20 protein-coding genes are annotated in these 24,642 nt (G+C 61.8%); 13 read left to right on the top strand and 7 right to left on the bottom strand.

Annotation, left to right across the window (positions count from 1 at the left end; translation table 11 throughout):
* Positions 1 to 6 precede the first annotated feature (6 nt).
* The 6 genes from SB765_RS15035 to SB765_RS15010 are packed head-to-tail and all read left to right on the top strand — an operon-like array spanning position 7 to position 9,201.
* Positions 7 to 2,877 carry an aminotransferase class III-fold pyridoxal phosphate-dependent enzyme gene (locus tag SB765_RS15035; protein ID WP_410931521.1) on the top strand — a complete coding sequence of 957 codons (2,871 nt, stop codon included), beginning with the start codon at positions 7 to 9 and terminating at the stop codon, positions 2,875 to 2,877.
* Positions 2,878 to 2,886: 9 nt separating this feature from the next.
* Positions 2,887 to 3,624 (top strand): SDR family NAD(P)-dependent oxidoreductase, encoded by a 738-nt coding sequence (locus SB765_RS15030; protein WP_410931520.1) that lies wholly within the window; start codon positions 2,887 to 2,889, stop codon positions 3,622 to 3,624.
* The gene (locus SB765_RS15025; protein ID WP_341795798.1) at positions 3,621 to 4,385 is read left to right on the top strand and encodes an SDR family NAD(P)-dependent oxidoreductase; all 765 of its coding nucleotides are present in this window, start codon (positions 3,621 to 3,623) and stop codon (positions 4,383 to 4,385) included. The genes SB765_RS15030 and SB765_RS15025 overlap by 4 nt, the downstream gene beginning before the upstream one ends.
* Positions 4,386 to 4,387: 2 nt before the next feature.
* Positions 4,388 to 5,671 carry a hypothetical protein gene (locus tag SB765_RS15020; protein WP_341795797.1) on the top strand — a complete coding sequence of 428 codons (1,284 nt, stop codon included), beginning with the start codon at positions 4,388 to 4,390 and terminating at the stop codon, positions 5,669 to 5,671.
* A gap of 50 nt (positions 5,672 to 5,721) precedes the next feature.
* Positions 5,722 to 6,558 carry an outer membrane lipoprotein-sorting protein gene (locus SB765_RS15015; RefSeq protein ID WP_410931519.1) on the top strand — a complete coding sequence of 279 codons (837 nt, stop codon included), beginning with the start codon at positions 5,722 to 5,724 and terminating at the stop codon, positions 6,556 to 6,558.
* 33 nt (positions 6,559 to 6,591) lie between these two features.
* The gene (locus SB765_RS15010) at positions 6,592 to 9,201 is read left to right on the top strand and encodes an efflux RND transporter permease subunit (RefSeq protein WP_014591306.1); all 2,610 of its coding nucleotides are present in this window, start codon (positions 6,592 to 6,594) and stop codon (positions 9,199 to 9,201) included.
* Between the two features lie 69 nt (positions 9,202 to 9,270).
* On the opposite strand, the gene SB765_RS15005 is transcribed toward SB765_RS15010, so the two are convergent.
* The 5 genes from SB765_RS15005 to SB765_RS14985 form a co-directional block, all read right to left on the bottom strand.
* Positions 9,271 to 9,654, bottom strand: coding sequence for a MerR family transcriptional regulator (locus tag SB765_RS15005; RefSeq protein WP_003253954.1), 384 nt, complete (start codon positions 9,652 to 9,654; stop codon positions 9,271 to 9,273).
* A 165-nt stretch (positions 9,655 to 9,819) separates the two neighbouring features.
* The gene (locus tag SB765_RS15000; RefSeq protein ID WP_014591305.1) at positions 9,820 to 10,398 is read right to left on the bottom strand and encodes an NAD(P)H-dependent oxidoreductase; all 579 of its coding nucleotides are present in this window, start codon (positions 10,396 to 10,398) and stop codon (positions 9,820 to 9,822) included.
* 237 nt (positions 10,399 to 10,635) lie between these two features.
* The gene (locus SB765_RS14995) at positions 10,636 to 11,097 is read right to left on the bottom strand and encodes a type II toxin-antitoxin system YhaV family toxin (protein ID WP_014591304.1); all 462 of its coding nucleotides are present in this window, start codon (positions 11,095 to 11,097) and stop codon (positions 10,636 to 10,638) included.
* On the bottom strand, positions 11,097 to 11,414 hold the full coding sequence (locus tag SB765_RS14990) for a type II toxin-antitoxin system PrlF family antitoxin (protein WP_014591303.1): 318 nt from the start codon (positions 11,412 to 11,414) through the stop codon (positions 11,097 to 11,099). The genes SB765_RS14995 and SB765_RS14990 overlap by 1 nt, the downstream gene beginning before the upstream one ends.
* 144 nt (positions 11,415 to 11,558) lie before the next feature.
* Positions 11,559 to 12,473, bottom strand: coding sequence for a LysR family transcriptional regulator (locus tag SB765_RS14985; protein WP_014591302.1), 915 nt, complete (start codon positions 12,471 to 12,473; stop codon positions 11,559 to 11,561).
* A 206-nt stretch (positions 12,474 to 12,679) separates the two neighbouring features.
* Between SB765_RS14985 and SB765_RS14980 the strand changes: the two genes are divergently transcribed.
* From SB765_RS14980 to SB765_RS14970, 3 genes are all read left to right on the top strand, one after another.
* Positions 12,680 to 13,702, top strand: a complete 1,023-nt coding sequence (locus tag SB765_RS14980) for a zinc-dependent alcohol dehydrogenase family protein (RefSeq protein ID WP_016500053.1) — start codon at positions 12,680 to 12,682, stop codon at positions 13,700 to 13,702.
* A gap of 515 nt (positions 13,703 to 14,217) precedes the next feature.
* Complete coding sequence (locus SB765_RS14975; protein WP_410910539.1) at positions 14,218 to 15,603, top strand: hypothetical protein; 1,386 nt, start codon at positions 14,218 to 14,220, stop codon at positions 15,601 to 15,603.
* A complete protein-coding gene (locus SB765_RS14970) occupies positions 15,603 to 16,958 on the top strand; it encodes an aminotransferase class I/II-fold pyridoxal phosphate-dependent enzyme (RefSeq protein WP_410931518.1) in 1,356 nt (451 codons plus the stop codon). Before SB765_RS14975 ends, SB765_RS14970 begins: the two co-directional genes overlap by 1 nt.
* Here the strand turns inward: SB765_RS14970 and SB765_RS14965 are convergent, their stop codons facing one another.
* Positions 16,959 to 18,260: an MFS transporter gene (locus SB765_RS14965; protein ID WP_258656987.1), complete on the bottom strand. Its 1,302-nt coding sequence runs from the start codon at positions 18,258 to 18,260 to the stop codon at positions 16,959 to 16,961.
* 66 nt (positions 18,261 to 18,326) lie between these two features.
* Positions 18,327 to 19,640: an L-fuconate dehydratase gene (locus SB765_RS14960; RefSeq protein WP_016500049.1), complete on the bottom strand. Its 1,314-nt coding sequence runs from the start codon at positions 19,638 to 19,640 to the stop codon at positions 18,327 to 18,329.
* A 101-nt stretch (positions 19,641 to 19,741) separates the two neighbouring features.
* Between SB765_RS14960 and SB765_RS14955 the strand changes: the two genes are divergently transcribed.
* The 4 genes from SB765_RS14955 to SB765_RS14940 all read left to right on the top strand — a co-directional run bounded on the left by SB765_RS14955 (position 19,742) and on the right by SB765_RS14940 (position 24,622).
* Positions 19,742 to 20,689, top strand: a complete 948-nt coding sequence (locus tag SB765_RS14955; RefSeq protein ID WP_341795790.1) for a LysR family transcriptional regulator — start codon at positions 19,742 to 19,744, stop codon at positions 20,687 to 20,689.
* Positions 20,690 to 20,723: 34 nt separating this feature from the next.
* Complete coding sequence (locus SB765_RS14950) at positions 20,724 to 21,701, top strand: LysR family transcriptional regulator (protein ID WP_410931517.1); 978 nt, start codon at positions 20,724 to 20,726, stop codon at positions 21,699 to 21,701.
* A gap of 285 nt (positions 21,702 to 21,986) precedes the next feature.
* Positions 21,987 to 23,528 (top strand): UxaA family hydrolase, encoded by a 1,542-nt coding sequence (locus SB765_RS14945; protein ID WP_341795788.1) that lies wholly within the window; start codon positions 21,987 to 21,989, stop codon positions 23,526 to 23,528.
* 35 nt (positions 23,529 to 23,563) lie between these two features.
* Positions 23,564 to 24,622 (top strand): Ldh family oxidoreductase, encoded by a 1,059-nt coding sequence (locus SB765_RS14940; RefSeq protein WP_341795787.1) that lies wholly within the window; start codon positions 23,564 to 23,566, stop codon positions 24,620 to 24,622.
* Positions 24,623 to 24,642: the final 20 nt, after the last annotated feature.

Here is a 24,642-nt window from a genome sequence, read left to right as displayed (position 1 = left end):
ACTGTCATGGATTATCGCGATTTCGTTCGGCCCAAATTCGTCGGCCTGCTCCAGGCATTGGGCCTGGAGTGTCAATTTGAGCGCGCCCTCGGTAGCCAGTTGTTCTACCGCAACCCCAAGGGCGATATGGTCACGGTCACCGACTTTCTCGGCGGTTACGGTGCGGCACTGTTCGGCCACAACGACCCACAGTTTGTCGATCAGCTATGTGCGCTGCTGCGCAGCGACGTGCCGTTCAACGCACAAATGTCGATCCGCGGTGCGGCCGGGCAATTGGGGCGAGCGCTCAGTGACGCCTTCAATCGCGAACTGAAGAACACCGAACGTTATATTTCGACTTTCTCCAACAGTGGCGCGGAGGCGGTGGAAATTGCCGTCAAGCACGCGGAGTTCCGTCGCCAGAAGAGCCTGCAGAAGCAGTTCGACGACATCGATTTCACCCTGGCCAGCCTGACCGCCAGCGAACACGCTTACCGCGAGCTGGATGTGGGCGACCTCGACCTGCCTGCAGGTGTCCTGCCAGCCACCCTGAACAGCGTGACCTTGCGTCAGGTGGTTGAAGCCGTTCGCCAACACAACCTGGCGCAGTTGCACATCGAGCCGGTATTCGTCGCCCTGCGCGGCAGCTTCCACGGCAAATTGGTCAATACCGTGCAACTGACCTATGGCCGTCAGTACCGCGCGCCGTTTGCCCGTTTTGGTCTGAACGTCGAGTTCATCGACCCACAGCAGCCCCATCAGTTGCAGGAATTGCCGGCCCGGCACACGCACCACTGGTTGAGCCTGCAATGGGACGGCGAACACCTGAACGTACTGCAACTGCCGTTCAGTGCGATTACCGCCGTGTTGATGGAGCCGATTCAGGGCGAAGGCGGTATCAACGAGTTCGCGGCCGAGTTCTATCTGGGGCTGCGCAAGCTGTGTAACGAGCAACAATGCCCGCTGGTAGTCGATGAAGTACAGTCGGGTTTTGGGCGCGCCGGGACGTTTCTTGCCAGCAGCCAGTTCAACCTGCAAGGCGACTATTACTGCCTGTCCAAGGCCCTCGGCGGCGGCTTGATGAAAATCGCCGCGACGGTGATCCGCAGCAGCCACTACGAAGGCGAGTTCAGCTACATCCACAGCTCGACCTTCGCCGAGGACGACCCGTCCTGCCATATCGCGCTGTCGGCATTGCGCCGGTTGTTCGCCAATGACGACGCGATGCTCAAAGACATACGCACCAAGGGCGCCTACCTCAAAGCCTCGCTCAATGAACTGAAGATGGCCTATCCGGATGTGATCGCCGATGTGCGCGGGCGTGGCTTGCTGGTGGGTCTGGAATTGCACGACTTGAGTGTCAGCAGCTCGCTGGTACAGGCGTCGGCCCAGTACAACGATGCCTTGGGTTACTTGATCGCCGGTTACCTGTTGCAATTCGAAGCGTTGCGGGTAGCACCGTCGGGCAGCAACTCCAACGTGATTCGCCTGGAGCCGCCATCCTGTATCACCCTGGGCGAAATCGACGGGCTGATCGCTGCCCTGCAACGGGTCTGCGACATGCTGCGCCGTGGCGATGCGTTGCCGTTGGCGGCGGGTATCTGCGCGGACTCGATGCCCACCGTGCCAGCCCGTCAGGACGATTTTCGGGTGACCGAGCCCGTTGAAAACATCGATGCCAAGGTCGAAATCGTCGCTCGGGTAGCGTTCATCAACCACCTGATCGATGCCGATATCCTCGGTGACGTCGATCCCTCGCTGGCAGCCCTGAGCCCGGAACAAAAACGCACGTTCATCAATCGCACCAAGCCTGAACGCCGCGCTGTGCCAGTCGGCCCGGTGATCATTCGGTCGCGCCTCGGCATGGCGGTAGAGTTCACGTTGTACCCGCTGTGCATGGACTCGGATGCCATGGCCGAGTACATCCTCAGCGGTGACCTGGACAGCATCCGCGAAGAAGTCGGCAGGCGTGTCACCGATGCCCGCGCCGATGGCTGCAACATCGCCGGCCTCGGGATGTACACCTCGATCGTCACCAACAATTGTCAGGCGCTGAAGATTGCCGACATGGCGCTGACGTCCGGCAATGCCCTGACCATCGGCATGGGCCTCGAAGCCATCGAGCAAGGCTGTGTACAGCAAGGTCTGGCACTGCGCGAGCAAACCGCTGCCGTTGTCGGTGCCGCCGGTAACGTTGCTTCGACCTATGCCTCGGTGCTGTCCGCCACCGTAGATCACCTGATTCTGATTGGCAGCGGTCGTGACGGCTCGGTTCGGCGCCTGGAGAAAACCGCGCAACAGATTTACGCCGACGCGGCCCGTTCGATCCTCAAAGGCACAGCCGAACACGACCGGTTGGCGCAGCGACTGCTGACCCTTGATGGTTTTTGTGGCTTGTTGCACTCACATGGCCAAAAAGCCGACCTCGGTTTGCACATCGCCCGTCTGGTGGATGAGCGCCTTGGCGCGAACGCCTTCATCACGGTCACCAACGATCTCGACGCCATCAAGGGCGCACGGATTGTCCTGTGCGCTGCCAATGCGCCTCAGCCGTTCCTCGGTGCCGAACATTTCGCCGAGCGCAGCGTGATTTGCGATATCGCCGTGCCGCTGAACGTCCATCAAGACCTGCCGAGCCAACGCGAAGACGTGCTCTACATGCACGGCGGCATCGTCCAGACGCCGTTCGACGACGGCCTGGCGCCCAACGTGCGGGCCTATCTGAAAAAAGGTCAGCTGTATGCGTGCATGGCCGAGTCGGTGTTGATGGGCTTGTCTGGCATGAGCCAGCACGGCTCCTACGGCGATATCAGCCGTGAGCAAGTGCAGCAGGTCCGCGCACTGGCCGCGACACACGGCTTCACCCTCGCGCAATTCAAAACTCATAACTCACTTTAAGGAGCGGTCATGACTCAGAAAATAGCCGTCGTGACCGGCGGCAGTCGCGGCATTGGCAAGTCCATCGTGCTGGCCCTGGCCGGCGCGGGTTATCAGGTTGCCTTCAGTTATGTCCGTGACGAGGCGTCAGCCGCTGCCTTGCAGGCCCAGGTCGAAGGGCTCGGCCGGGAGTGCCTCGCCGTGCGGTGTGATGTCAAGGATGCGCAGAGCATTCAGGCGTTTTTTGAACGGGTCGAGCAACGTTTCGAGCGTATCGACTTGTTGGTCAACAACGCCGGTGTTACCCGTGACGGTTTGCTCGCCACGCAATCGTTGAGTGACATCACCGAGGTCATCCAGACCAACCTGGTCGGCACGCTGTTGTGCTGTCAGCAGGTGCTGCCCTGCATGATGCGTCAACGCAGCGGCTGCATCGTCAACCTCAGTTCGGTGACCGCGCAAAAGCCCGGCAAGGGCCAGAGCAACTACGCCGCCGCCAAAGGCGGTGTAGAAGCATTGACACGCGCACTGGCGGTGGAGTTGGCGCCGCGCAACATCCGGGTCAACGCGGTGGCGCCCGGCATCGTCAGCACCGACATGAGCCAAGCCCTGGTCGGCGCCCATGAGCAGGAAATCCAGTCGCGGCTGTTGATCAAACGGTTCGCCCGGCCTGAAGAAATTGCCGACGCGGTGCTTTATCTGGCCGAGCGCGGCCTGTACGTCACGGGCGAAGTCTTGTCCGTCAACGGCGGATTGAAAATGCTATGAGCCAGGCACGCACGATTGTGATTACTGGCGCGGCCAATGGTATTGGCCGCGCCGTCGCGGAAAACTTTGCAGCCCAGGCCGAGCACCTTTTGATCTTGCTCGATCGGGATCTGGCAACGTTGCGGAGGTGGGTCACCGAGGGCGAATTTGCCGCTCGCATCGAAACCCATCAAGCGAACATCGCCGATCTCGCCAGCCTGCAACTTCTGTTCAAGGGCCTGGCCAACCGGGTCGGCTTTGTCGATGTGCTGGTCAACAGCGCCGGGGTCTGCGACGAGAACGAACCCGAAGACCTCGACAACTGGCACAAGGTCATTTCGATCAACCTCAACGGCACCTTTTACGTCACCTCGTTGTGCCTGCCACTGATGGCGGAGGGTGGGCGGATCGTCAACATGTCGTCGATCCTCGGCCGAGCGGGCAAGGTCCGCAACACCGCTTACTGCGCCTCCAAGCACGGCATCATCGGCATGACCAAAGCCTTGGCGCTGGACCTGGCGCCACGGCGAATCACCGTCAATGCCATCCTGCCCGCCTGGATCGACACACCGATGCTGCAAGGCGAATTGGCGGCTCAAGCGCGCATCGCCGGGATCACCCACGAGCAAATCCTGCGCAATGCCAAGAAGAAGTTGCCGCTGCGGCGCTTCATTCAGGGCGACGAAGTGGCGGCCATGGTTCGTTATCTGGCGAGCCCGCAGGCGAGTGGTGTCACGGCGCAAAGCCTGATGATCGACGGCGGTGCCGGGTTGGGAATGTAGCCATGGCTCGACTGGGATTGAACCGCGGCCTTTTGGCCGCGCTGGTCAGCCTCGGCTCGCCAGCGGCGATCGCCGAGTGGTGGCCGGAGCATCATGAAGCGGAGATCGGCGTTGCCACGGCCGTGCGTCTGCACGGTGACGACCAGGTCACGCAAAAGGCCGTGTACCTCAAGTTCAGCCTGGAGGATGCCTGGGACAGCGGCTACTACAAGGCCAAGGGTCGAGCACGTTACGACTCTCGTTATGACGGCAACAACCCATACAGCGCGCAAGCCCGGGACGATTATCGGGCCACTGCCGATTGGCGGCACCTTTACTGGGGGCTCTACGTCGGTGACGGCGAGCTGACGGTGGGCTGGCAGCAGGTGGTGTGGGGGCGAGCAGATGAATTACGGGTACTCGATCAGATCAACCCGCTGGATTATCGCGAGGGTGTGATCGGTCTGTTGGAAGACAGCCGCATCGCCGTGCCGATGATTCGCCTGGTGCAGCCGGTCGCCGAGTGGGAGCTGGAAGCGCTGGTGATCACTGATTTCGTGAAAAACCAGGCGCCGGCCGTCGGCAGCGAGTTCGATGCACCGATCTTTGCCACACCCGATCCGCAGATGTTTGTGGTCGATTCGCGGCCCGGGTATGACGGTCACAGTGGCTTCGGTTACGGCGCCAGTGCCAACGGCCGGGTCGGCACGGTGGATGTCAGCTTCGTTGCCCTCAACGCCCGCCAACAGGACCCGGTTTACGCCGTCGAAGGCCAGACCGAAGAGGGCCTGATTCGCCTCGAACGGCAATTCCCGCGCTATTCCATGGGCGGCGCCGGTGTGGCCATCGATGCCGGCCACAGCATCGTGGTGCGCAGTGAAGTCGCCTACTTCGACAATTGGCGGGTCACCAATCCTTACCGCGCTTACGGCAGCGACCAGACGGCGATGACCAAGTCGCTGCTGGGCGTCGATTACCTCTTGCGGGACTGGCTGATCTCGACGCAGTGGCAACATCAGCGGCTGCTCGACTGGCAGCCCGGCATGGTCCAGGACAAACGCGACGACCTGTTCACCGTGTCTGCCGAAGGCTCGCAGTTCCAGGATCGCCTCAAGACCCGTCTGGTTTTCGGCATGTCGCCGCCAGCGCAGGACGACAGTTTCGTTCAGGGGATCTTCACCTACAAACCGGTGGACTGGCTCAAGTTGGGGCTCGAAGTCGATGTGTTCTTCGGCAAGCCCGACCGCCAGTTCGGTGCGTACGACAACCGCGACCAGGTGCGCTTGTCCGCCGGTTATCTGTTCTGACCACACCGGTGCGGTGTGCGAACCACTCAAACAATGAAAAGGAAATCGCCATGTTGCCCATCTTCAAGACCCTGACTGTAAGCGCACTGCTGCTGAGCACCGCTGCCGCCATGGCAGCTGAAACACGCACGGCCGACGACATCATTCGCCAGGCCCGGGACCGCGACGACGGCAAGAGCTTCATGTCCCAGGTGTCCCTGATCCTGATCGACAAGCAAGGTAACAGCCGCATTCGCGAGTTCAGCTACCTGCAAAAGGATTACCCGGACAGCGACAAATTCACCATGTATTTCTCCGCGCCGAGTGATGTGCGTGACGTCGCCTTCCACATCGAAAACCCGCGCGAGGCCCTGGGCCTCGAAGACAGCCAATGGATGTATTTGCCGGTCAGCCGACAGACCCGAAGGATTTCCACCACCGACAAGCGCGGGGCGTTCATGGGGAGCGACTACTCCTATGCCGACCTCGACAAGATTCGCGCCGAAGACTATCGCCAAACGCTGGTTGGCGAAGAGCAGTTGCAGGGCCGCGATTGCTACGTGATCGAGCGTGAGCCGGCGACGCCTGCCGTGCTGGCCAAGACCGGCTACAACAAGCTCAAGGTCTGGGTTGACAAGAAGAACTCACTGGTGCTGCGCCAGGACTTCTTCGATGTAAAAGGTGTGATGTTCAAGCAGATGCGCACCCTGAAGACTGAAACCATCGACCAGATCGACAGCATTACCCTCAGCGAAACCGAGGACTTCATCGCCGGTACGCGCTCTCAGCTGCGCTTCAACCAGTTGCAGTACAACGTCGCGCTGGACGACCGCCTGTTCACGCAGACCGCGATCAAGCGCGGGCTGAAAGCCGGCGACTTGCCGGAATACGCCGTGTCTGCCCGCTAAGCGCCGCTCTCGATTCATCTGGAACCCTCATTCATGGAAAGATACCTGAACTTCGTCGAGCGCTATGCGCGGGCAATTGTGTTCGTGCTGGTGGCGATCACCGCCTACTTCACCTACACCCTCGGCGCGCTGATGTCGGACACCAATCCGTATCTGCTCAAGGACACTCACCCGGCGCGCAAGACGATCATTGATTTGCAGCGCGAGTTCACCGGCACGTATGACTCGGTCATGGTGGCGCTGAACAACCCCGAGAGTGTCTTCAACACCACGTCGCTGAACGCCCAGTTCGAACTGTCCCAGGCCATACGCCAGTTGATGCTGGCGAACGATGAGGACCGTGTCGAACTGCAGCGCATCGTGGGCCTCCACAGTGGCGACCCTGATGCTCAGGCCTTGCTGGTGCAGATCCTCGCCGAGGGTTTTTCGCAGAACGATTACGCTGCCGCCAAAGCGCTGCGCGACCTCGGGATTGCCCGGCACTGGGACAGCCATGACCTGCAGTTCCTGAGCTTTCTTGCCGAGCGGCTCAACCCGATCCAGGAAATGGCCTCGATGGCTGACCTGGAGAACATCAGCTTGAGTGCCGATGGCGAGTTGTGGATCCACAAGACCCTGCACGCCCTGGATATGGACCCGATCAAGGTCGAAGCGCAGATCATGGGCAACGAGCAGATGGTCGGTGGCGTCGTCTCGGCGGACAAGAAAGTCGCCATGGTCGTCGCCGAACTGGGCACCAAACAGGACGATGCTCAGGCCCAGTTGCGTGCCTATCACCAGGTCCGCGAGATCATCGCGAAGTACCAGGCCGCCCACCCGGAGTTCACCGACGAGGTGTTCATCGCCGGCATGCCGATCTTCATTGCGGCCCAGCAGGAAATCATCGATCACGACCTGGCGATGCTGTTCCCGATCGTGTTCCTGCTGGTGACCTCTCTGCTGGTTTTCTTCTTTCGCAAACCACTTGGCGTGGTGCTGCCGCTGTTCAATATCCTGTTCTGCACCATCTGGACCCTTGGCCTGATGGCGCTGCTGCGTGTGCCGATGGACTTGCTCACCAGTGTCTTGCCGGTGTTCCTGTTCACCATCTGTTGTGCCGACGCGATCCACGTCATGGCCGAGTATTACGAACAGCTCAATTCGGGTAAGTCTTTCCGCGAAGCCAACCGTGAAACCCAGCGCCTGATGGTCACGCCGGTAGTTTTGACAACGGTCACGACTATTGCGACGTTCCTGATTTCCACCACCAACAACATTGTCAGCATCCGCAACTTTGGCGTGTTCATGTCCATCGGCCTGACGGCGGCGCTGATCATCTCGTTGCTACTGATTCCGGCGTGGATTTCGATCTGGGGCAAAGATGCCGTCCCGCGCAAAGTGCAACTCAAAGCGTCGCTGATCTCCCACTATCTGGTGGTGTTCTGTGCCTGGCTGATTCGCTGGCGCAAGCCGGTATTGCTGGTGACCCTGCCGTTGTTGGCGATGATGACGGTGTTCACGTTCAAGGTCGATATCGAAGACTCTGGCATTGCCTACTTCAAGAAGGACAGCCCGGTGCGGATGTCCGACGAGTTCATCAACCGGGCCGGAGTCGCGGGTACATCGCCGGGCTGGATCGCTTTCGACACCAAGACTCCGCGTGGCGCGCTGACCACTGAAACCGTGCAGTTCCTCGAACGTCTGGACCAGTTCATCAAGGCCCAGCCGAACGTGAGTTACACCTATTCGGTGGCGACCTACATCAAGCGCATGAACCTCGTGCTAAACGACATGAACCCTGCTTTCCTGCGGGTGCCGCAGGCGGTGGAGCAGGTGACGGTGGTCGATGATGACGGCAAACCGGAGACCTTCGATGTCGATGGCAACTCACTCATCGAACAACACATCATGATGTTCGAGAACGGTGGCGGTACTGACTTGCAGAACGTGCTCAATGCCGATTACTCGAAGGCGGTGACGCTGTTCACCATGACCTCCTCTGTGGCGGGCGATTACCAGGCGATGCTCGATAAACTGGACGCCTGGCTGGTCATCAACAAACCGGCCAACCTGCAAGTCACCCATGCCGGTACGCCGTACATATGGACCGGGGTGTTGCAGGAAATCACCCAGGGTCAGGTGCTGAGCTTCTCGCTGGCGTTGCTGGCCGTGACCTTGATGATGATGTTCTGGCTCAAGTCAGTACGCCTGGGCATCCTCGGCATGCTGACGTTGTTGACCACGTCGGTGACGGTGTACGGCAGCATGTACCTGTTGGATATCGAGTTGAACATCGGTACCACACTGGTGACGTTCCTGGTGGTGGGCGTAGTGGATTACGCCGTTCACCTGCTGTCACGGATCAAGATGCTGGTGCAGAAGGGCATCGAGATCGACGAGGCCATCCTGGCGGCCATGCAGGGCGTCGGGCGCTCGACGGTGGTCAACGTCGTGATCTTTTCGATGGGCTTTGTCGCGCTGCTGTTCTCCGCCTACAAACCTGTCATTGACCTGGGGGTATTGGTGATACTGGCGCTGTCATCCAGCGGCTTCATGACCATTTTGTTGGTCACGCTGATTTCGCCGTGGTTCTTTGCCTCGATTGTGCCGCAGCCAGCAGTGCAAGAGGGCGAGCAGCCGGGGGATGGGGCTGTGCCAGGCTAAATCGACGGGGCGCCTGCGTGCTGAAAACGGCACGGGGCGCCATGGCCGTTCAGGGGCGGCGGAGCGGATTCAGCGGGCTTTTTCCAGGTGTTCGAACTGGCATTGCATCTGAGCATCCTTGAGGCTCAGCTCAAACTCAACCAAGCCGTCATGCACTTGCTGCAAGGCCTGGATCTGCCCCATCAATTCCTGCTTTTTGTTATCGATGGCCTGCATGGCCAGATCCCAGGGCAGCTCCTGGCCGCGATGATCCTGCAGAATGGCCTGCATTTCCTTGAGCTTGAAACCGAGTTGCTGAGCGCATTTGATGAAGGTCAGCAGCTCTACGCTTTGCTGGCTGTAGATGCGGTACTTGCCTTCGCGTTGCGGTGGGGGCAACAGGCCGATTTCTTCGTAATGGCGGATGCTTTTGACGGTGGTGCCCGACAGCTGGGCGGCTTTGCCGATGTACATGAAAATCCCTTTTTTGACGCATCAGAAGCGAAAAGATGTCGCGTGCTCGTACAGGCGCGCGACATTTTTGCACAAGCGTCAGGGGGGGGGAAGCCAAGTTGGACAAGGCGTCACAGCAGGGAGGCTCGGCTGGACAGTGCAGGGGCACGGCCCGACCGGGGCCGATCAGCGGCTGGCGACTGCCTGGACTTGTTTGAGCCAGGCTTCACGCTGTTCCGGCCTGGAACCCAATACCGGACCGAAGGTCAGGGTTTTCAGGGGTTTTATGCCGCAGAACTCCAGGGTGGTCTTGCGCATTTGGTGCAGGCCTGGCATACGATACACCCACCGGTAGTACCACGGCGGCGTGTCCATGGTCACCAGAAGGTGAGCCGTGCGGCCCTTGAGCAGCTTATCCGGGAAGGGCGAGCCCTTGCGGTACTTGAAGGCAAAACCGGGCAGAAACACGCGGTCGAAGAACCCCTTGAGCAATGCCGGAATGCCGCCCCACCAGATCGGGTATACCAATGTCAGGTGTTCGGCCCAGGTAATGTCGTTCTGTGCGTTGATCAAATCGGGCTCAAGCAACTGGATCTGGTTATAGCCATCGTGCAAGACCGGATCGAAATCCAGGGTGTCCAGGCGCAGCAGGCGCACCTCATGGCCTGCTTGCGTGGCAGCCTCGACATAACGTTCGGACACAGCGCCGCAAAAGCTGTCGTTCGAAGGGTGGCCGAGGATTACGAGCATGCGTTTGCGCTTCATGACAAACTCCAGGTAATGAAGTACCAAGGGTAAAGTCTGCCCCTTACGGTAGAGTCAAGCCTTGCCGGTTAGCGGTAGAGACAAACAGTCCAGCAGCGCTCGGGTGTAGCCCGGCAAACCGTTGAATGAAGGGGCGCAGAAACGCAATGTGCGTTTTTCCGGCAGCTACGAGTGGATTACAGTGGAAGCACCGAGGGGGCGGTGTCGAACGTGCAATCCCTCACCCAGTCGCGCAGCTTATGCTTTGGGCTCGTCCCAGTCGCTACGCGTCGCAGCAGTCAGCGTATCCCAGTCATCAGGAGGGTTGCCGCGGCCCAGCATCTTCTCGAATACGGCGTAGGGATCGGATTTGCTGCCTGCGGACCGTAGAGTATTTTCGTCGTTCACCCATGCGTAGACGATGACCTTGGACCTTGAGTCGTAGCGAAAGAACAGCCGAAAGCGCCTACCGATTTTCGCCCGCCGCCAATGTCGGTAGGCGGTGCCCAGCGTGTTGCCTTGGCGGAACTCGTCACGGCCCGGGTCGGCAGGCACAGCCTCCATGATCAGATGGCTCAATGCCCGAAACAGCTTGACGTTGGCGTTGCTTTCAAAACCTTGCGGGTCGTTCTGCTCGGCCCGGGCGGCGGCTTCTTGCAATTTGCGTAGCTGTAAAGTCACACCTTCATGGAACAACAGTGTCCAGCCATGTCGCAGCATCAGATCGCGACCTCACCGTCGATATCTTCGTCCAGATTTACAGCGTGGCCCGCATTGGCGAGCATGGTTTGCGCCAGGTCTTCCGGCAGGGTGGTGAGGTTGCGCCCGCTTCGGATATCAGCCTCCAGCAAACCCAGGAATGCACCGATGGCAGGGTCCTCATGGATGGATTCTACGCGGCTGACCACGACTTCCCCGGCGCGTACGTCGAATGCGATCTTGCCACCCGTGTCGAGGCCTAAAAGCTGGCGAACGGACTTGGGCACTGTGACCTGCCCCTTCGAGGTCAACGTGGCGATTTCGTGGATGGCAGGCATGAGCGTTCTCCCAGATGTATTGATTGAATGGTAAGGAATAATCCTTACACGGTCAATCTTGGTTTTCTGCTGATCAAGCATAGGCGGGGAGGACGCTCAGTAGCGCCGCAGGATGAGTTACACCACCTCTCGGGACACGATCCTCTAAAGACTCTCAGGGTCCCCGAAGAACATCTGTATCCGCGACCGCAGCCACCGCTCCGCCGGGTCATTGTCCTGTGCCCCGCGCCAGGCCATGTGCAGTTCGAAACTGCGCACGGGTATCGGCAGATCCTCGGCCCGCAAGCCGCCGGCGGCCGTCAGTGCATCCGCCGTGTAGTCCGGTACCGTCGCCACGATATCGGTGCCTGCCAGCAAGCTCCCCAGCCCGTTGAACTGCGGCACAGCCAGCACCACGTGGCGCTTGCGGCCGATTTCTTCCAGGGCTTCGTCGATGAACCCGGACAAGTCCCCGGCAAACGACACCAGCGCATGGGGCCGGGCGCAGAAGTCATCCAGGGTGATGCTGCCGGGTACGCTGTCGGCGCGCAGCAGTTTCGGCATGCTGCGGCGCAACACCTTGCGCTTGGCGTTGGCCGGCAGTTCGCTGGTGTAGCTGACCCCCACCGAAATCTCGCCCGAGGCCAGCAGGGTTGGCATCAGCAAGTAATTGACCCGTCGCACCACCAGCACGATACCGGGCGCCTCGGCGCGAATGCGCTTGAGCAGTTGCGGCAGCAAGGCGAACTCGGCGTCGTCCGACAGGCCGATGCGGAACACCGCATTGCTGGTGGCCGGGTCGAATTCGGCGGCGCGGCTGACTGCAGTGGAAATCGAATCCAGTGCCGGTGACAGCAGGGCGAAGATCTCGTGGGCCCGTGCCGACGGCTCCATGCTGCGCCCCGTGCGCACGAACAGCGGGTCATCGAACAGGTTGCGCAGGCGCGACAGCGCCGCGCTGATGGCCGGTTGGCCGAGAAACAGTTTTTCTGCGGCACGGGTCACGCTGCGCTCGTGCATCAGCGTTTCGAACACGATCAGCAGGTTGAGGTCTACACGACGCAGGTCGTTTCGATTCATCGGTGCGCTTCGCCTAATGTGGGGCAGAGGTGAATCTTAAGGCCAAAGGCTGTTACCCTGCACGGGTTTAGGGGGACCAATCGCAGGGAAAGTCAGGTGCCCAATCGATGACAAGCATGTCGACTATTAATGACCACTGATGGTCTAACCGTCAAAGCCCGGATAAAGTCAGTGGTAATTAGAGGTTCACAAAGGCGAGGTATGCGATGTCCCGCATGATCCGTTTCCACAAGTTCGGCGCTGCCGATGTGCTCCGTTGCGAGGAGCAGGCCGAACCGTCACCCGCTGCCGACGAGGTACAGATCCGCGTCGAGGCGATTGGCGTCAGTTGGTATGACGTGCTTTGGCGCCAGAACCTGGCGCCGTCCCAGGCACGCCTGCCGGCGGGCATCGGCCACGAAATGGCCGGGGTGGTGACTGCGGTCGGTGAAGGGGTCGAGGACATTGCGGTGGGCGACCGGGTCGCCAGCTTCCCGGCCACCAGTGCCAATGACCACCCGGTGTACGGTGATGTCATCGTGCTGCCGCGCACCGCCATTACCCGCTACCCGGATGTGCTTACCCCGATCGAGGCCAGTGTGCACTACACGCCCTTGCTGATCGCCTATTTTGCCTATGTTGACCTGGCCCGTGCCAAGGCCGGGCAGACCGCGCTGGTGACCGATGCCAGCCATTGTGCCGGCCCCGCCTTCGTGCAATTGGGCAAGGCCTTGGGGCTGAAAGTGTTCGCAGCTACCAAAGAGGCTGAGCAGCGTGAGTACCTGCTGGGCCTGGGTGCCGACAAGGTGATTGTCACCGAGGAGCAGGACCTGTTACTGCAGGTAGGCAAGTACACCGATGGCCGCGGCGTTGACATGGTCCTCGACGGCATGGGCGGGCCGCAGATGTCGCTGCTGGGCGATGTGCTGGCGCCGCGTGGCAGCCTGGTGCTGTATGGCCTGCAGGGCGGTAACCAGACGCCTTTCCCGGCCTGTGCAGCCTTCCAGAAGAATATCCAGTTCTACGTGCATTGCATCGGTAACTTCACCGGCAAACCGGAACTTGGCATCAGCCAGGACCAGGTGGCGCTGCAGCGTGCCTTGCGCGACATCAACCAGTTCACTGCTGACCAGCTGCTGACACCGCAGATCATCAAGGTGTACCCGTTCGAGCAGGTGGTGGAGGCACATCGTTACATGGACCAATGCCCGTGCGGTGGGCGAGTGGTGCTGGACATGGCGCAACACTGACAGCGGTTCGCAATGCCGACAAATCCGGGCAGAGTCCCGGGTTTTTTGTGGGCGAGCAGAATCATTTCAGCCCTAATAAAAAGACCATTCCTACATCGAAGTCAGACGTGGACTACATATAAGGCAATGGCCTGTGATTGTGTGGAAATATTCCGCCAACTATTCAGACTTGAACGCTTCCCGCTAGAGGTTCAGTGTGTCTCTGCAATCTTGCTGAATGGTTTTTTTACCTCGATCTGTATCTTATATTCGCTCTGCATCCCCCGATAATAGCCCCATGATAGTTTGCGCAAGGAGCGTGGAATGAGCATGGCTATGCCTGAGGATCAGCTATGTGTGGTAGCGACGGGCCGTCGCGGCATTGATGTTTTTTCGATGGTCTGGCGACAGTGATGCGTTACGTCATTACTTCAATTTGATCGTAGGAAATTTCTTCGGGGTAAGCACAGGACGTATTGAAACTTGAACACAAGATTCAGCACGCGTTGGCTGCATGAAGTTGATGAGGTGATTTCGTGACGGCTATTCACGATCAGGCAATGCACTATATCTACCAGCAAGTGCTCGAGCGCTTGTTGAGCCAAATGTCGCAGGCGCAGCGGGCATCCTTGCAATTGCTGATACAGCGATTGCTGGTGGCGGCAGGTGGGCTCGAGTGCATCGGTACGTTCCGCGTGCTGGTGCTGCAGGGCGGCGATTGCCGCAGTGTCCGGCTGCTGGCCATGCTGCGTGCGGCGCAACTGAGCATCGCCCTGCGTGCGCCGGTAACCTTTCAGTTGCGGGTGCTAGTGGTCAGCCTGCCGGTGGCCGCCAGCGATACGCTCGAAGGCCACGAGCGCAGTTTCAGTGCCCTGTTCATGCAGGATGACCCGCGGGTTCAGTTGCAGATGGTCGAAGGGCGCGACGTGGTGCCCTTCAGCCGTCGGCCTTCGGCTGCGCCCGAACGTGGGCTGCTGGCGAGGAACGCCATGCTGATGTTCGGTCACATGGTCGATGCCAGGCCCGAAGCCCTGCTGGGTAGCCGCCTGCATCTAGAGCTGGCGGATGCCGTGTGTTGTGCACTGCAGGCACCGACATCGGCCGACGTCTTGATCACCGCCATTCCCGTGCGCCAGCGGCGCCGATACCTGGCCTGGGCCCGGCGTAGCCTGCGCCTGGCAGGGGAGCGCGGCCCGCATGTGTTGCATCAGTGCCTGGCGACGCTGGCCCACGGGCTGAGCCGGTTGCAGGGTGTTATCGAAGTCTCTCCGGGCAGCCTGGCGAAGCCGACACAGGGCGCTGTCACGGAGGAGGATCCGTTGCGGGTGATTGCCATGGATGACCTGCTGCCGCAGCTGCTTGAAGGGCAGCAACTTGACGCGATGCTGGGTGGTGGACTCGAAACGATCGAGGATGCCTGGGCATTGTCGGCATTCGTCGACCCGTACGCGCCGGCACAATTGCGCGAGCTGCGTGCACGCAGCCTTGAGCTGCCGGCTGCTCGCCCGGCGTTGCGGCTGGCAGACCATTCGGCCGACAGCAAGCCTCGCGATGTACAAACGCTACCCCTGGGTAAAGCCTACGGTATCAACCAGACCCAACTGGTGTGCCTGCTGTTCAGCCCGTTCGCCCGGCAGGGGAAGAAGCTGGAGCGTTTTCTGCAGTGCCGGCATGCCGACATGCTGGTAGCGCTGCCGTACCTGCACCGGGCCTTGCAAGGCAAACCCTGCCCCGATGCGGTGAGGGACTGGCTGGTGAATACCAGTGGCCTGCCGCTGGGGCAGTTGCGGGCGATCTATGAAGGGCGCACGCCGCTGACGGCCTGGCGCTTGCAGAGCCACCTGGCCCGCCGCGACGTGCACCTCAAGCTGCTGCCAAGGCCGTCGTCGGGGCGCCGCCGTGGCCCAGTGGCGGCGCCTTGATGGGGCAAGCGGTCCCTGGCGAGTTCGCCTATCGCAAGGTGTATCGCTACCTGGAAGCGTTGATCGAGCAGGCCTCAGGCGGTGGCCCCTGCAAGTTGCCGTCGCTGCGTGCAATGTCCCGGCGGCTGCGGGTTTCATTGGCTACCGTGCAGAGTGCCTACAACCTGCTAGAGGAAGAGGGCCGCGTCCAGTGTCTGCCAAGGTCCGGCTATTACGCTCAGGTCGCTGCCAAGGCAGCGGCAGCGCCCATGCACCTGCTGTCACCTTTGCCAGTGCAACCATTGCTGGAGCGTATGCTGCTAGGGCACGAGCGGCGCTTGGCCCGTCAGCGCGCCAGCGGTGTTGCACCGAGGGAAACACTCGGCGACACCCGTCTGCGTAATGCCGTGGCTGAGTCCTATACCCGTTCCTCCAGCCTGTACTGGCGTGCCGAGGATGTTCAACTGGCCCCTGATGTGCAAGCGTTGCTGGATACAGTGCTCGTGGGGCTTGCCTTGCAGGGCGGAACGGTGCTGGTGCAGTCGCCCTGTTGCTGGCAGGTGCTGCACGCTTTGGCACGTGCCGGCATGCGGGTGCTGGAAGTACCTGCAGATAGCCGCGGCAACCCGAACCTGCGGGCCTTGGCCCGGTTGCTTGGCGCCGAGCCGGTGTGCATGCTGGTCATGCCGTCTTGCCTGGGCATGCCGCAAGGGCGGCTGGTGTCGCCGCACTACCAGCAGCAGCTTGGTCAGCTACTGGGCGAGCACCCTGTATGGTTGCTGGAAAACGACCTGGACAGTGAACACTGTTACAGCGGGCCGCCACGCACGCGCTTGCGCGACTGGGTCGACCCTCGCTCGCTGTTGGTAATGGGGGCATTCGAGACCGCAGTGGGGGCCGAGGCACCTTACGCCTATGTGCTAAGCCATGACGCGGCACTGGCCAAGGCATTTGCCGAACGGGCCTTTCGGCTTGCGCCGCTGCGCCTGCAAGCGCTTGCCCTGATGCTGGGTAAGAGGCAGATCGAGATACACCTGGTAGAGCTGCGTACCGAGCTGGAAAGGCGCATGCAATATCTGGTACGCGCGCTGGCGTTGCAGTTCGGCCAGCAGGTGGCGATGCAGACGCCCCAGGGGGGGCGAATGCTGTGGGTGCGTTTTCGCCAACCGTTGCGGTGGGATTGCATCGTTGCGGCGCTGGCAGGTTCCGCCTTGCATGCACTGCCGGGCAGGCAGTTCAGCCTGCAGGGGCGTTACCAGCAGTGCATGGCACTGGTCTGGCTGGGCGACCAGCCAGATGACCTGCAACAGGCGGTGGAGCGCCTGGCGCAGGCACTGGAGCCGCGCTGCGGGCGACCTGCCAGCGTTTCACGCTGACTATGCCTGCTCTTGCCCCTGGCGCAAGCGGGTGCTGAGCACCGCTGCCAGCACCAGCAATGCGGCAATGATCCACAAGCCGTTGCGCGTACTGCCGGTGGCCTGCTCGATCAGGCCCATCACCGACGGCCCGACGAACCCACCCAACAGGCCGCAGGTGGTGACAAATGCAAGGCCCGCCGCCAGGGCGTTGCCACTCAGTCGGCTGGACGGGAAGACAAACAGGATCGACTGCACCACGAACAGCATCAGGGCGGTCAGTGAGAACCCGATCAGGCCGATGAACGTGTTGGCCAGCGACGCCAGCAGCAACCCGGTCGCCATGGTCAGCAAACCGCAGAACAGCAGGGTGCGGCAACGGCGTGGCGAGGTGGCCAGGCGCGGGAAGGTGGCAGCACCGATGGCAGCCGCAATCCACGGCACGGCAGTCAGCAGGCCTATCTGGAAGGGTGATAGCGCAGCGTAAGTGCCGATGATACCCGGTAGGAAGAAAATCACCGTGTAGATGGTGATCTGGTGCACGAAGTACACCGCGATTGCCAGCCAGATCTGCCGGTCGCGGAACATCTGCCCCAGTTTGCTCTGCTGTGGCGCGGCAGCCCGCTCGGCGGCCAGGCGGCGTTCGATGTCCTGGGCGTCGGCGGCCGACAGCCAGGGCGCCGAAGCCGGGCCATCGGGCAGCTTCTTCCACACCACATAGGCCAAGGCCACGGCAGGCAAGCCTTCGAGCACGAACAGCCACTGCCAGCCATGCCAGCCCAGTACGCCGTCCATTTCCAGCAGCGCACCGCCCAGCGGGCCGCTGAGGATGTTGGCCAGGCACACGCCCAGCAGGAAGTAACCCGTGGCGCGGGCGCGCTGTTCGCGGTCGAACCAGTAGGTGAGGTACAGCATCACCCCGGGGAACAGGCCCGCTTCGGCCACCCCCAGCAGCAGGCGCATGATGTAGAACGACGTTTCGCCCTGGACGAAGGCCATGCCCGCCGAGAGCAGGCCCCAGGTGATCATGATGCGGGTGATCCAGAAGCGCGCGCCCACCCGGTGCATGATCAGGTTGCTGGGCACTTCGGCCAGCGCATAGGTCAGGAAGAACAGGCCGGCCCCCAGGCCATAGGCCGCTGCCGACAGGCCCAGGTCGATGCCCATGCTGGCTTTCGCCAGGGCGATGTTGGTGCGGTCAAGAAAGCTCATCACGTAGACGACGATGAGCAGTGGCATCAATTTGCGCAGCAGCAGGCCGTTCAGGCGCTGCTCGGTGGTGGCGGCAGGGGCCGAAGCCGCTGCGCTGGTGAGGGTTGTCATTGTTTTTTTCCCCGTGAAAAGTGCTGGTGGTGTGCCACCAGTTGGGGGCACACCCAGGCCTGTTGTTCAGGAACGGTTGATATCGAGCCACACCGCGCCGTTGGGGTACTGGTAGCGTTCCAGGGTCTCGGCATGCATTTCGATGCTGTAGCCTGGGCGTTGCGGCGGCATGTAACGCCCACGGCGGATCACCACCGGGTCGATGAAGTGCTCATGCAGGTGGTCGACGTACTCCAGTACCCGGTTGTGCAGCGAGGCAGACACGGCGATGTAGTCGAACAGGGCGATGTTCTGCACATATTCGCACAGCCCGACGCCGCCGCCGTGCGGGCACACCGGCACGTCGTACTTGGCCGCCATCAGCAGCACGATCAGCACCTCGTTCAGGCCACCCAGGCGGGCGGCATCCAGCTGGCAGAAATCCAGCGCACCGGCCTGGAACATCTGCTTGAACATGACCCGGTTGTGGCAGTGTTCACCGGTGGCGACACCAATCGGCGCGATGCGTTGGCGAATGGTGGCGTGGCCGAGGATGTCGTCCGGGCTGGTCGGCTCTTCGATCCACAGCGGTTCGAAGGCGGCCAGGCGGCGCATGTTGGCAACCGACTCCTCCACGCCCCACACCTGGTTGGCATCCATCATCAGGGTACGTTCCCAGCCGATTTCGTCGCGCAGGATGCTGGCGCGGCGGATGTCTTCTTCCAGGTCGGCGCCGATCTTCTGCTTGATGTGGGTCCAGCCATCTTCCACGGCCTCGCGGGCCAGTTTACGCATCTTCTCTTCGCTGTAACCCAACCAGCCTGGCGCGGTGGTATAGCCGGGGTAGCCTTCGCGCAGCATCTGCGCCTCACGCTGGGCCTTGCCTGGGGCCTGGCGGCGGAGCAGGGCAATGGCTTCCTCGGGGGTGAGCACGTCTGTGACGTAGCTGAAGTCCAGGCAGCGCACCAGTTGCTCGGGCGTCATGTCGGCCAGCAGTTTCCACACCGGCTTGCCTTCGCGCTTGGCCCACAGGTCCCACACCGCGTTGATGATGGCCGCAGTGGCCAGGTGGATCACGCCTTTCTCCGGGCCCAGCCAGCGCAGTTGGCTGTCGCTGACGGTAAAACGGTGCCAGAAACCGCCCATGTCGGCGGTAATCTCCTCGAGGCTGAGGCCGACGATCAGGGGGGCCAGTGACTGCACCGCTGCCGCGCAGATCTCGTTGCCGCGGCCAATGGTGAACGTCAGGCCGTGGCCTTCAAGGCCCTCGGCGTCGGTGTGCAGCACCACGTAGGCTGCCGAATAGTCGGGGGCGCTGTTCATGGCGTCGGAGCCATCCAGCGACAGCGAAGTAGGAAAACGAATGTCGCGAACGCTCAGGTGGGTAATACGTATGCTCATGGTCGACTCTTGTTCTGCTCAAGCGCTGGGAGACCTGACTGTAGGTTGTCGAGCGATACAGGCATAATCGCCAATTCTTAATCAGCGATACCGGATTCGATATGTCTCGCTTGCCAATCGACCCAACCCAGGCGCCTGCCAGCCTTGGTGCATTGAGAATCTCCAGCCGCCAGATCACGCTGCTCAATGCGCTGGGCGAGTTCGGCAACCTGCGCCGCGCCGCTGCGGCGATGCACACCACGCAACCGGCGGCCAGCCTGTTGCTGCAGCAGCTTGAGGAACGCCTTGGCGTGCGTTTGTTCGAGCGCTTGCCGCGCGGCATGCAAGCAACGCTCTACGGTGAGGTGATGATCCGCTATGCACAAAGCGCGCTGCATGAGTTCGAGCATGCCCAGGCGCAAATCGCCGAACTGGCGCGCGGGGCCTTGGGCCTGGTGCGGGTGGGCAGCGTCATGGGCCCCGTACCGGGCGTGCTGACCAAGGCGGTACTGGCCTACAAGCGCGACCACCCCAAGGTGCGTATCTCGCTGGAAGTGGGTACCAGCGATACCTTGCTGCCCGCGTTGCTGCGCGGCGATTTCGACATGGTCGTGGGCCGCCTGCCAGACCAGAGCGACAGCCAGGACCTGAACATCGAGCTGTTTGAAGGCGGCGAGCAGATGCGCGTGATTGCCCGCGCCGGGCACCCTCTGGCGGCGGCTGTCGGGTTGCAATTGAGTGACCTGGTGGCCCTGACCTGGATCTTGCACCCCATCGGCAGCCCGATGCGCCGCCGCGTCGAAAGTGCGTTGCAGGCCGGGGGCATGGTGCAGTCACTGGACATCGTTGAAACCGCCTCGATCCTGGCCACCACCGCCATGCTCGAAGCCTCCGAAATGATTGCGGTGGTACCCAATGACGTGGCCGAGCATTATGCCCGCTATGGCATGGTTGCCATCCTGCCGGTAGAGCTGCCGCTGACCATGGCCAACCTGGGCGTGCTGACCCTGCGCTCGCGGCCCAACTCGGTTGCCCTGGATACCTTGCTGCGCTACCTGCGGGCGCAATAACCCTGCCTTTTCACCTGCCTGAGGCCTGCTGCCGATGTCGCCGGACCTGACCCATTCCAGCTTTTGCAACTGGATCCGCTACAAGCACCTGGTGCTGATCGACACCCTGGCGCGCACCCGCAACATGCACGCAACCGCCACGCGCATGAACCTCAGCCAGCCGGCCCTGAGCAAGATGCTGCGCGATCTCGAAGAGCAGTTCGGCTTTGCCCTGTTCGAGCGCTTGCCACGCAGCATGCCGCCCACTGAGCTGGGTGAATACGTGGTGCGTTATGCCCAGGGTGCGTTGGCCGAGTCGCAGCAATTCGTCGACCAGGTCAACCGCCTGCGCAACGGCGGGCACGGTTTTATCCGCGTCGGTGGCATCTTTGCCGCGACTGCACTGGTACTGCCCCAGGCCATCGCCGCGATCAAGGCACGCAGCCCGCTGCTGTCGATCGAAGTGTTGGAGCATTCCAGTGATCACCTGCTGACCATGCTGGAGCAGAACAAGCTCGACATCATGATTGGCCGCTTCACCGAAGAGCGCTTCAGCCAGCTGTTCGACTTCCAGCCCCTCGAACCCGAACCGTTCAGCCTGGTGGTCAACAGCGAGCACCCGCTCAACCAGCTGGAAAGCCCGCCACTGTCGGCGCTGGGCGACTGGCCGTGGGTGCTGTACCCGGTGGGCACGCCGATCCGCAACCGCCTGGAACAGGCGTTCCGGGTGGCCGGTATTGCCACGCCCGTCGACAGCGTCGAGACCATCTCCATGCCGATGTTCCTGCAGCTGCTGCAATCGGCGCCGATGATTGCCATGTTGCCGCGTTCGATGGTTGCCGCGCAGCTGGCCAGCGGGCAGTTCAAGGAGCTGCGCAGCCCCTTGCATGTACCCGCGCTGGAGTATGGCGTGGTCACCCGCAAGGATGAACCGCTGAGCGCGTCGGCCCGGGCGTTTGTCGAGATTTTGCTGGAAGGCGCCAAACAGCGACAGAAGGAAGTTACGTCTGCAACTGCCTTGGACAAGACCTGATGGTTCACGGGGTCCCTGTGGGAGCGGGTTTACCTGCGAAGCAGTCGACGCGGTGCATGGCACCGGCTGCGCCGGTGTTCGCGGGTGAACCCGCTCCCACAGGATATGTGCTGGCTTGAGCACTTGGGCAGTCTATTAGGCGATCAAGGATCACCGCCCAATCACAACTTCCGATAACCACTGGTTATCAATTGATCGGATCATCTCATTGGGAATGCTGCGCAAGGCTTCTTACAGTGGCAACAGCCATAACAAGAAGCCCGCCGCACCGCCCTGAGAGGTCCCATGCAACTGATTGCCAAGTCCGGTGACCTTGCCGTCATCCGCCTCAACCCGCTGGACAACGTGCTTATCGCCCGCCAGGCCTTGCCGCAAGGCCTGCACCTGGATGCCGAGGCGATTACCGTGCGCCAGCCGATTCCTTCAGGCCACAAGCTCGCGACCGAACGCGTGGAGCAGGGCCAGCCGCTGCGCCGTTACGGGCAAATCATCGGTTTTGCCTCGCAGGCCATCAATGCCGGCGATCACGTGCATGTGCACAACGTACAAATGGGGGATTTTGCCCGTGACTATGCGTTTGGTGTCGACACTCGCAGCCAGCCTGGCAGCGAAGCGCAGTTCCAGGGCATCGTGCGCGCCGATGGGCGGGTTGCCACCCGTAATTACATCGGCATTCTCACCTCGGTGAACTGCTCGGCGACCGTCGCCAGGGCGGTGGCCGACCATTTCCGCCGTGACATCCACCCTGAGGCACTTGCCGACTACCCGAATATCGACGGCGTGGTCGCCCTGACCCACGGTGCTGGCTGCGCAGTAGACCCCAGCGGCGAAGCCCTTGGCTTGCTGCGCCGCACCCTTGCCGGGTACGCCGTGCACCCCAACTTTGCTGCCGTACTGATCATTGGCCTGGGCTGCGAAACCAACCAGATCGAAAGCCTGCTGGAAACCCAGGGCCTGCAAGCCAGTGCGCAGCTGCGGGCCTTCACCATCCAGGGCATCGGCGGTACGTCGAAAACCATTGCTGCCGGCATCGAGCAGGTCAAGAGCCTGCTGGCCGAGGCCAACCACGTCCAGCGCCAACCGGTCAGCGCACGGCATCTGGTGGTCGGCCTGCAATGTGGCGGCTCCGATGGCTACTCCGGCATCACCGCCAACCCGGCACTGGGCAACGCCGTGGACCGCCTGGTGGCGGCCGGTGGTACCGCAATTCTGTCCGAGACCCCGGAAATCTACGGCGCCGAGCATTTGCTGACCCGCCGCGCGGTCAGCCGTGAGGTGGGCGAAAAGCTGGTGGCGCGCATCCGCTGGTGGGAAGACTACTGCCAGCGCATGAACGCCGAGCTGAACAACAACCCTTCGGCCGGCAACAAGGCCGGGGGCCTGACCACCATCCTCGAGAAGTCCCTGGGCGCAGTGGCCAAGGCGGGTTCCAGCAACCTGGTCGATGTGTACCAGTACGCCGAGACCGTGCGTGCCCGGGGCCTGGTGTTCATGGACACCCCTGGTTACGACCCGGTCTCGGCCACTGGCCAGGTGGCTGGCGGGGCCAACCTGATCGCCTTCACCACCGGGCGTGGTTCGGCTTACGGCTGTGCCCCGGCACCGTCGATCAAGCTGGCCACCAACAACCGGGTGTTCGAACACCAGGAAGAGGACATGGACGTCAATTGCGGCGGTATTGCCGATGGCTCCACCAGCATCGAGGAGCGTGGCGCGTTCATCTTCGAGCAGATGCTGCGCATTGCTTCCGGGGAACGCAGCAAAAGCGAACAGCACGGATATGGGCAGAACGAGTTCGTGCCCTGGCAGATCGGCGCCGTGACCTGATTGACCGCTCCCGTCCCGCTTACGAGATAACAACAATGACTCAACCCACACACCACAACGTGCAAGCGCTCACCACTTTTGTCGAGCAACTGTTCGAAAAAGCCGGTGCCGATACCGAAGTCGCCCAGGTGGTGACCCGGGTTCTGCTCGAAGGTGAACTGCTCGGGCACCGTACCCACGGCCTGAACCTGGTCAGCCGCTACATCGGTGGCATGCAGGAAGGCAAGGTCAAGGCCCGCGCACAGGCACTGGAACAGGTGTCGGACAGTGGCATCGCCAGCGTGTTCGATGGCCATTACCTGTTGGGGCCTTACTGCGTCAGCCGTGCCCTGGACTGCGCGGCAAAAGGTGCGACTGCGCAGGGCATCGGCATTGCGGTGGTGCGCCGTGCTTCGCACATTGGCTGCCTGGCCGCCTATCTCAAGCCCTTTACCGACCAGGGCCTGGTGGCCATGGTTTATTCATCGGACCCCTCCGTGGGGCTTGTCTGCGCCCACGGTGGCATCGACCCGATCTACACCCCCAACCCGATTGCTGCCGGTATCCCGACCCAGGGCGAGCCGATCCTGCTGGACGTGAGCATGTCGACCGTTACCCTTGGGCTGGTTGGCCAGTGCCGCGATGCCGGCAGCCGCCTGCCGCACCCGGTACTGGTGAGCAATGACGGGCAGCTGAGCGACGACCCGGTCGATTTCTTTACCCGCCCGCAAGGCAGCATCCTGCCCCTCGGCGGCCAGGGCTTTGGCCACAAAGGCTTTGCCCTGGCGCTGCTGGTCGAAGCCCTGACGTCCGGCCTGGCCGGCCATGGGCGAAAGGATGCCCCTGAGCAGTGGGGCGCCTCGGCCACTGCCGTGGTCATCGACCCGCGCTTCTTCGGTGGCTTGGAAGCGTTCACCGATGAAACCAGCTTCCTGGGCCGACTGGTACTCGCCAGCCGCCCGCTCGACCCTGCGCGCCCGGTGCGCTTGCCTGGGCAGGCTGGCCTTGCCCTGCGCCGCCAGGCCCTGCAGCAGGGCGTGAGCCTCTCGCCACAGCTGCTGGCTGACCTTGATCGCCTGGCCGGCCAATTGCAACTGCCGGCACTTTCCCAATGATGCACAGTAAGGGTACACAG

The sequence above is a fragment of the Pseudomonas sp. SIMBA_067 genome (assembly GCF_046534675.1).
In the GTDB taxonomy this organism is placed as follows: Bacteria; Pseudomonadota; Gammaproteobacteria; order Pseudomonadales; family Pseudomonadaceae; genus Aquipseudomonas; species Aquipseudomonas putida.
The sequence above is the reverse complement of the archived record's forward strand: the minus strand, read 5'-3'. Positions and strand labels throughout refer to the sequence as shown.

Bases quoted from the DNA above. Each gene is read 5' to 3' on its own strand.
- SB765_RS15015 (WP_410931519.1), top strand. From the start codon at position 5,722: ATGTTGCCCATCTTCAAGACCCTGACTGTAAGCGCACTGCTGCTGAGC.
- SB765_RS14990 (WP_014591303.1), bottom strand. From the start codon at position 11,414: ATGCCTGCCATCCACGAAATCGCCACGTTGACCTCGAAGGGGCAGGTC.
- SB765_RS14940 (WP_341795787.1), top strand. From the start codon at position 23,564: ATGACTCAACCCACACACCACAACGTGCAAGCGCTCACCACTTTTGTC.
- SB765_RS14980 (WP_016500053.1), top strand. From the start codon at position 12,680: ATGTCCCGCATGATCCGTTTCCACAAGTTCGGCGCTGCCGATGTGCTC.
- SB765_RS15025 (WP_341795798.1), top strand. From the start codon at position 3,621: ATGAGCCAGGCACGCACGATTGTGATTACTGGCGCGGCCAATGGTATT.
- SB765_RS14945 (WP_341795788.1), top strand. From the start codon at position 21,987: ATGCAACTGATTGCCAAGTCCGGTGACCTTGCCGTCATCCGCCTCAAC.
- SB765_RS14960 (WP_016500049.1), bottom strand. From the start codon at position 19,640: ATGAGCATACGTATTACCCACCTGAGCGTTCGCGACATTCGTTTTCCT.
- SB765_RS15010 (WP_014591306.1), top strand. From the start codon at position 6,592: ATGGAAAGATACCTGAACTTCGTCGAGCGCTATGCGCGGGCAATTGTG.
- SB765_RS15005 (WP_003253954.1), bottom strand. From the start codon at position 9,654: ATGTACATCGGCAAAGCCGCCCAGCTGTCGGGCACCACCGTCAAAAGC.
- SB765_RS14965 (WP_258656987.1), bottom strand. From the start codon at position 18,260: ATGACAACCCTCACCAGCGCAGCGGCTTCGGCCCCTGCCGCCACCACC.
- SB765_RS14985 (WP_014591302.1), bottom strand. From the start codon at position 12,473: ATGAATCGAAACGACCTGCGTCGTGTAGACCTCAACCTGCTGATCGTG.
- SB765_RS15030 (WP_410931520.1), top strand. From the start codon at position 2,887: ATGACTCAGAAAATAGCCGTCGTGACCGGCGGCAGTCGCGGCATTGGC.
- SB765_RS15035 (WP_410931521.1), top strand. From the start codon at position 7: ATGGATTATCGCGATTTCGTTCGGCCCAAATTCGTCGGCCTGCTCCAG.
- SB765_RS14995 (WP_014591304.1), bottom strand. From the start codon at position 11,097: ATGCTGCGACATGGCTGGACACTGTTGTTCCATGAAGGTGTGACTTTA.
- SB765_RS14955 (WP_341795790.1), top strand. From the start codon at position 19,742: ATGTCTCGCTTGCCAATCGACCCAACCCAGGCGCCTGCCAGCCTTGGT.
- SB765_RS15000 (WP_014591305.1), bottom strand. From the start codon at position 10,398: ATGAAGCGCAAACGCATGCTCGTAATCCTCGGCCACCCTTCGAACGAC.
- SB765_RS14950 (WP_410931517.1), top strand. From the start codon at position 20,724: ATGTCGCCGGACCTGACCCATTCCAGCTTTTGCAACTGGATCCGCTAC.
- SB765_RS15020 (WP_341795797.1), top strand. From the start codon at position 4,388: ATGGCTCGACTGGGATTGAACCGCGGCCTTTTGGCCGCGCTGGTCAGC.
- SB765_RS14970 (WP_410931518.1), top strand. From the start codon at position 15,603: ATGGGGCAAGCGGTCCCTGGCGAGTTCGCCTATCGCAAGGTGTATCGC.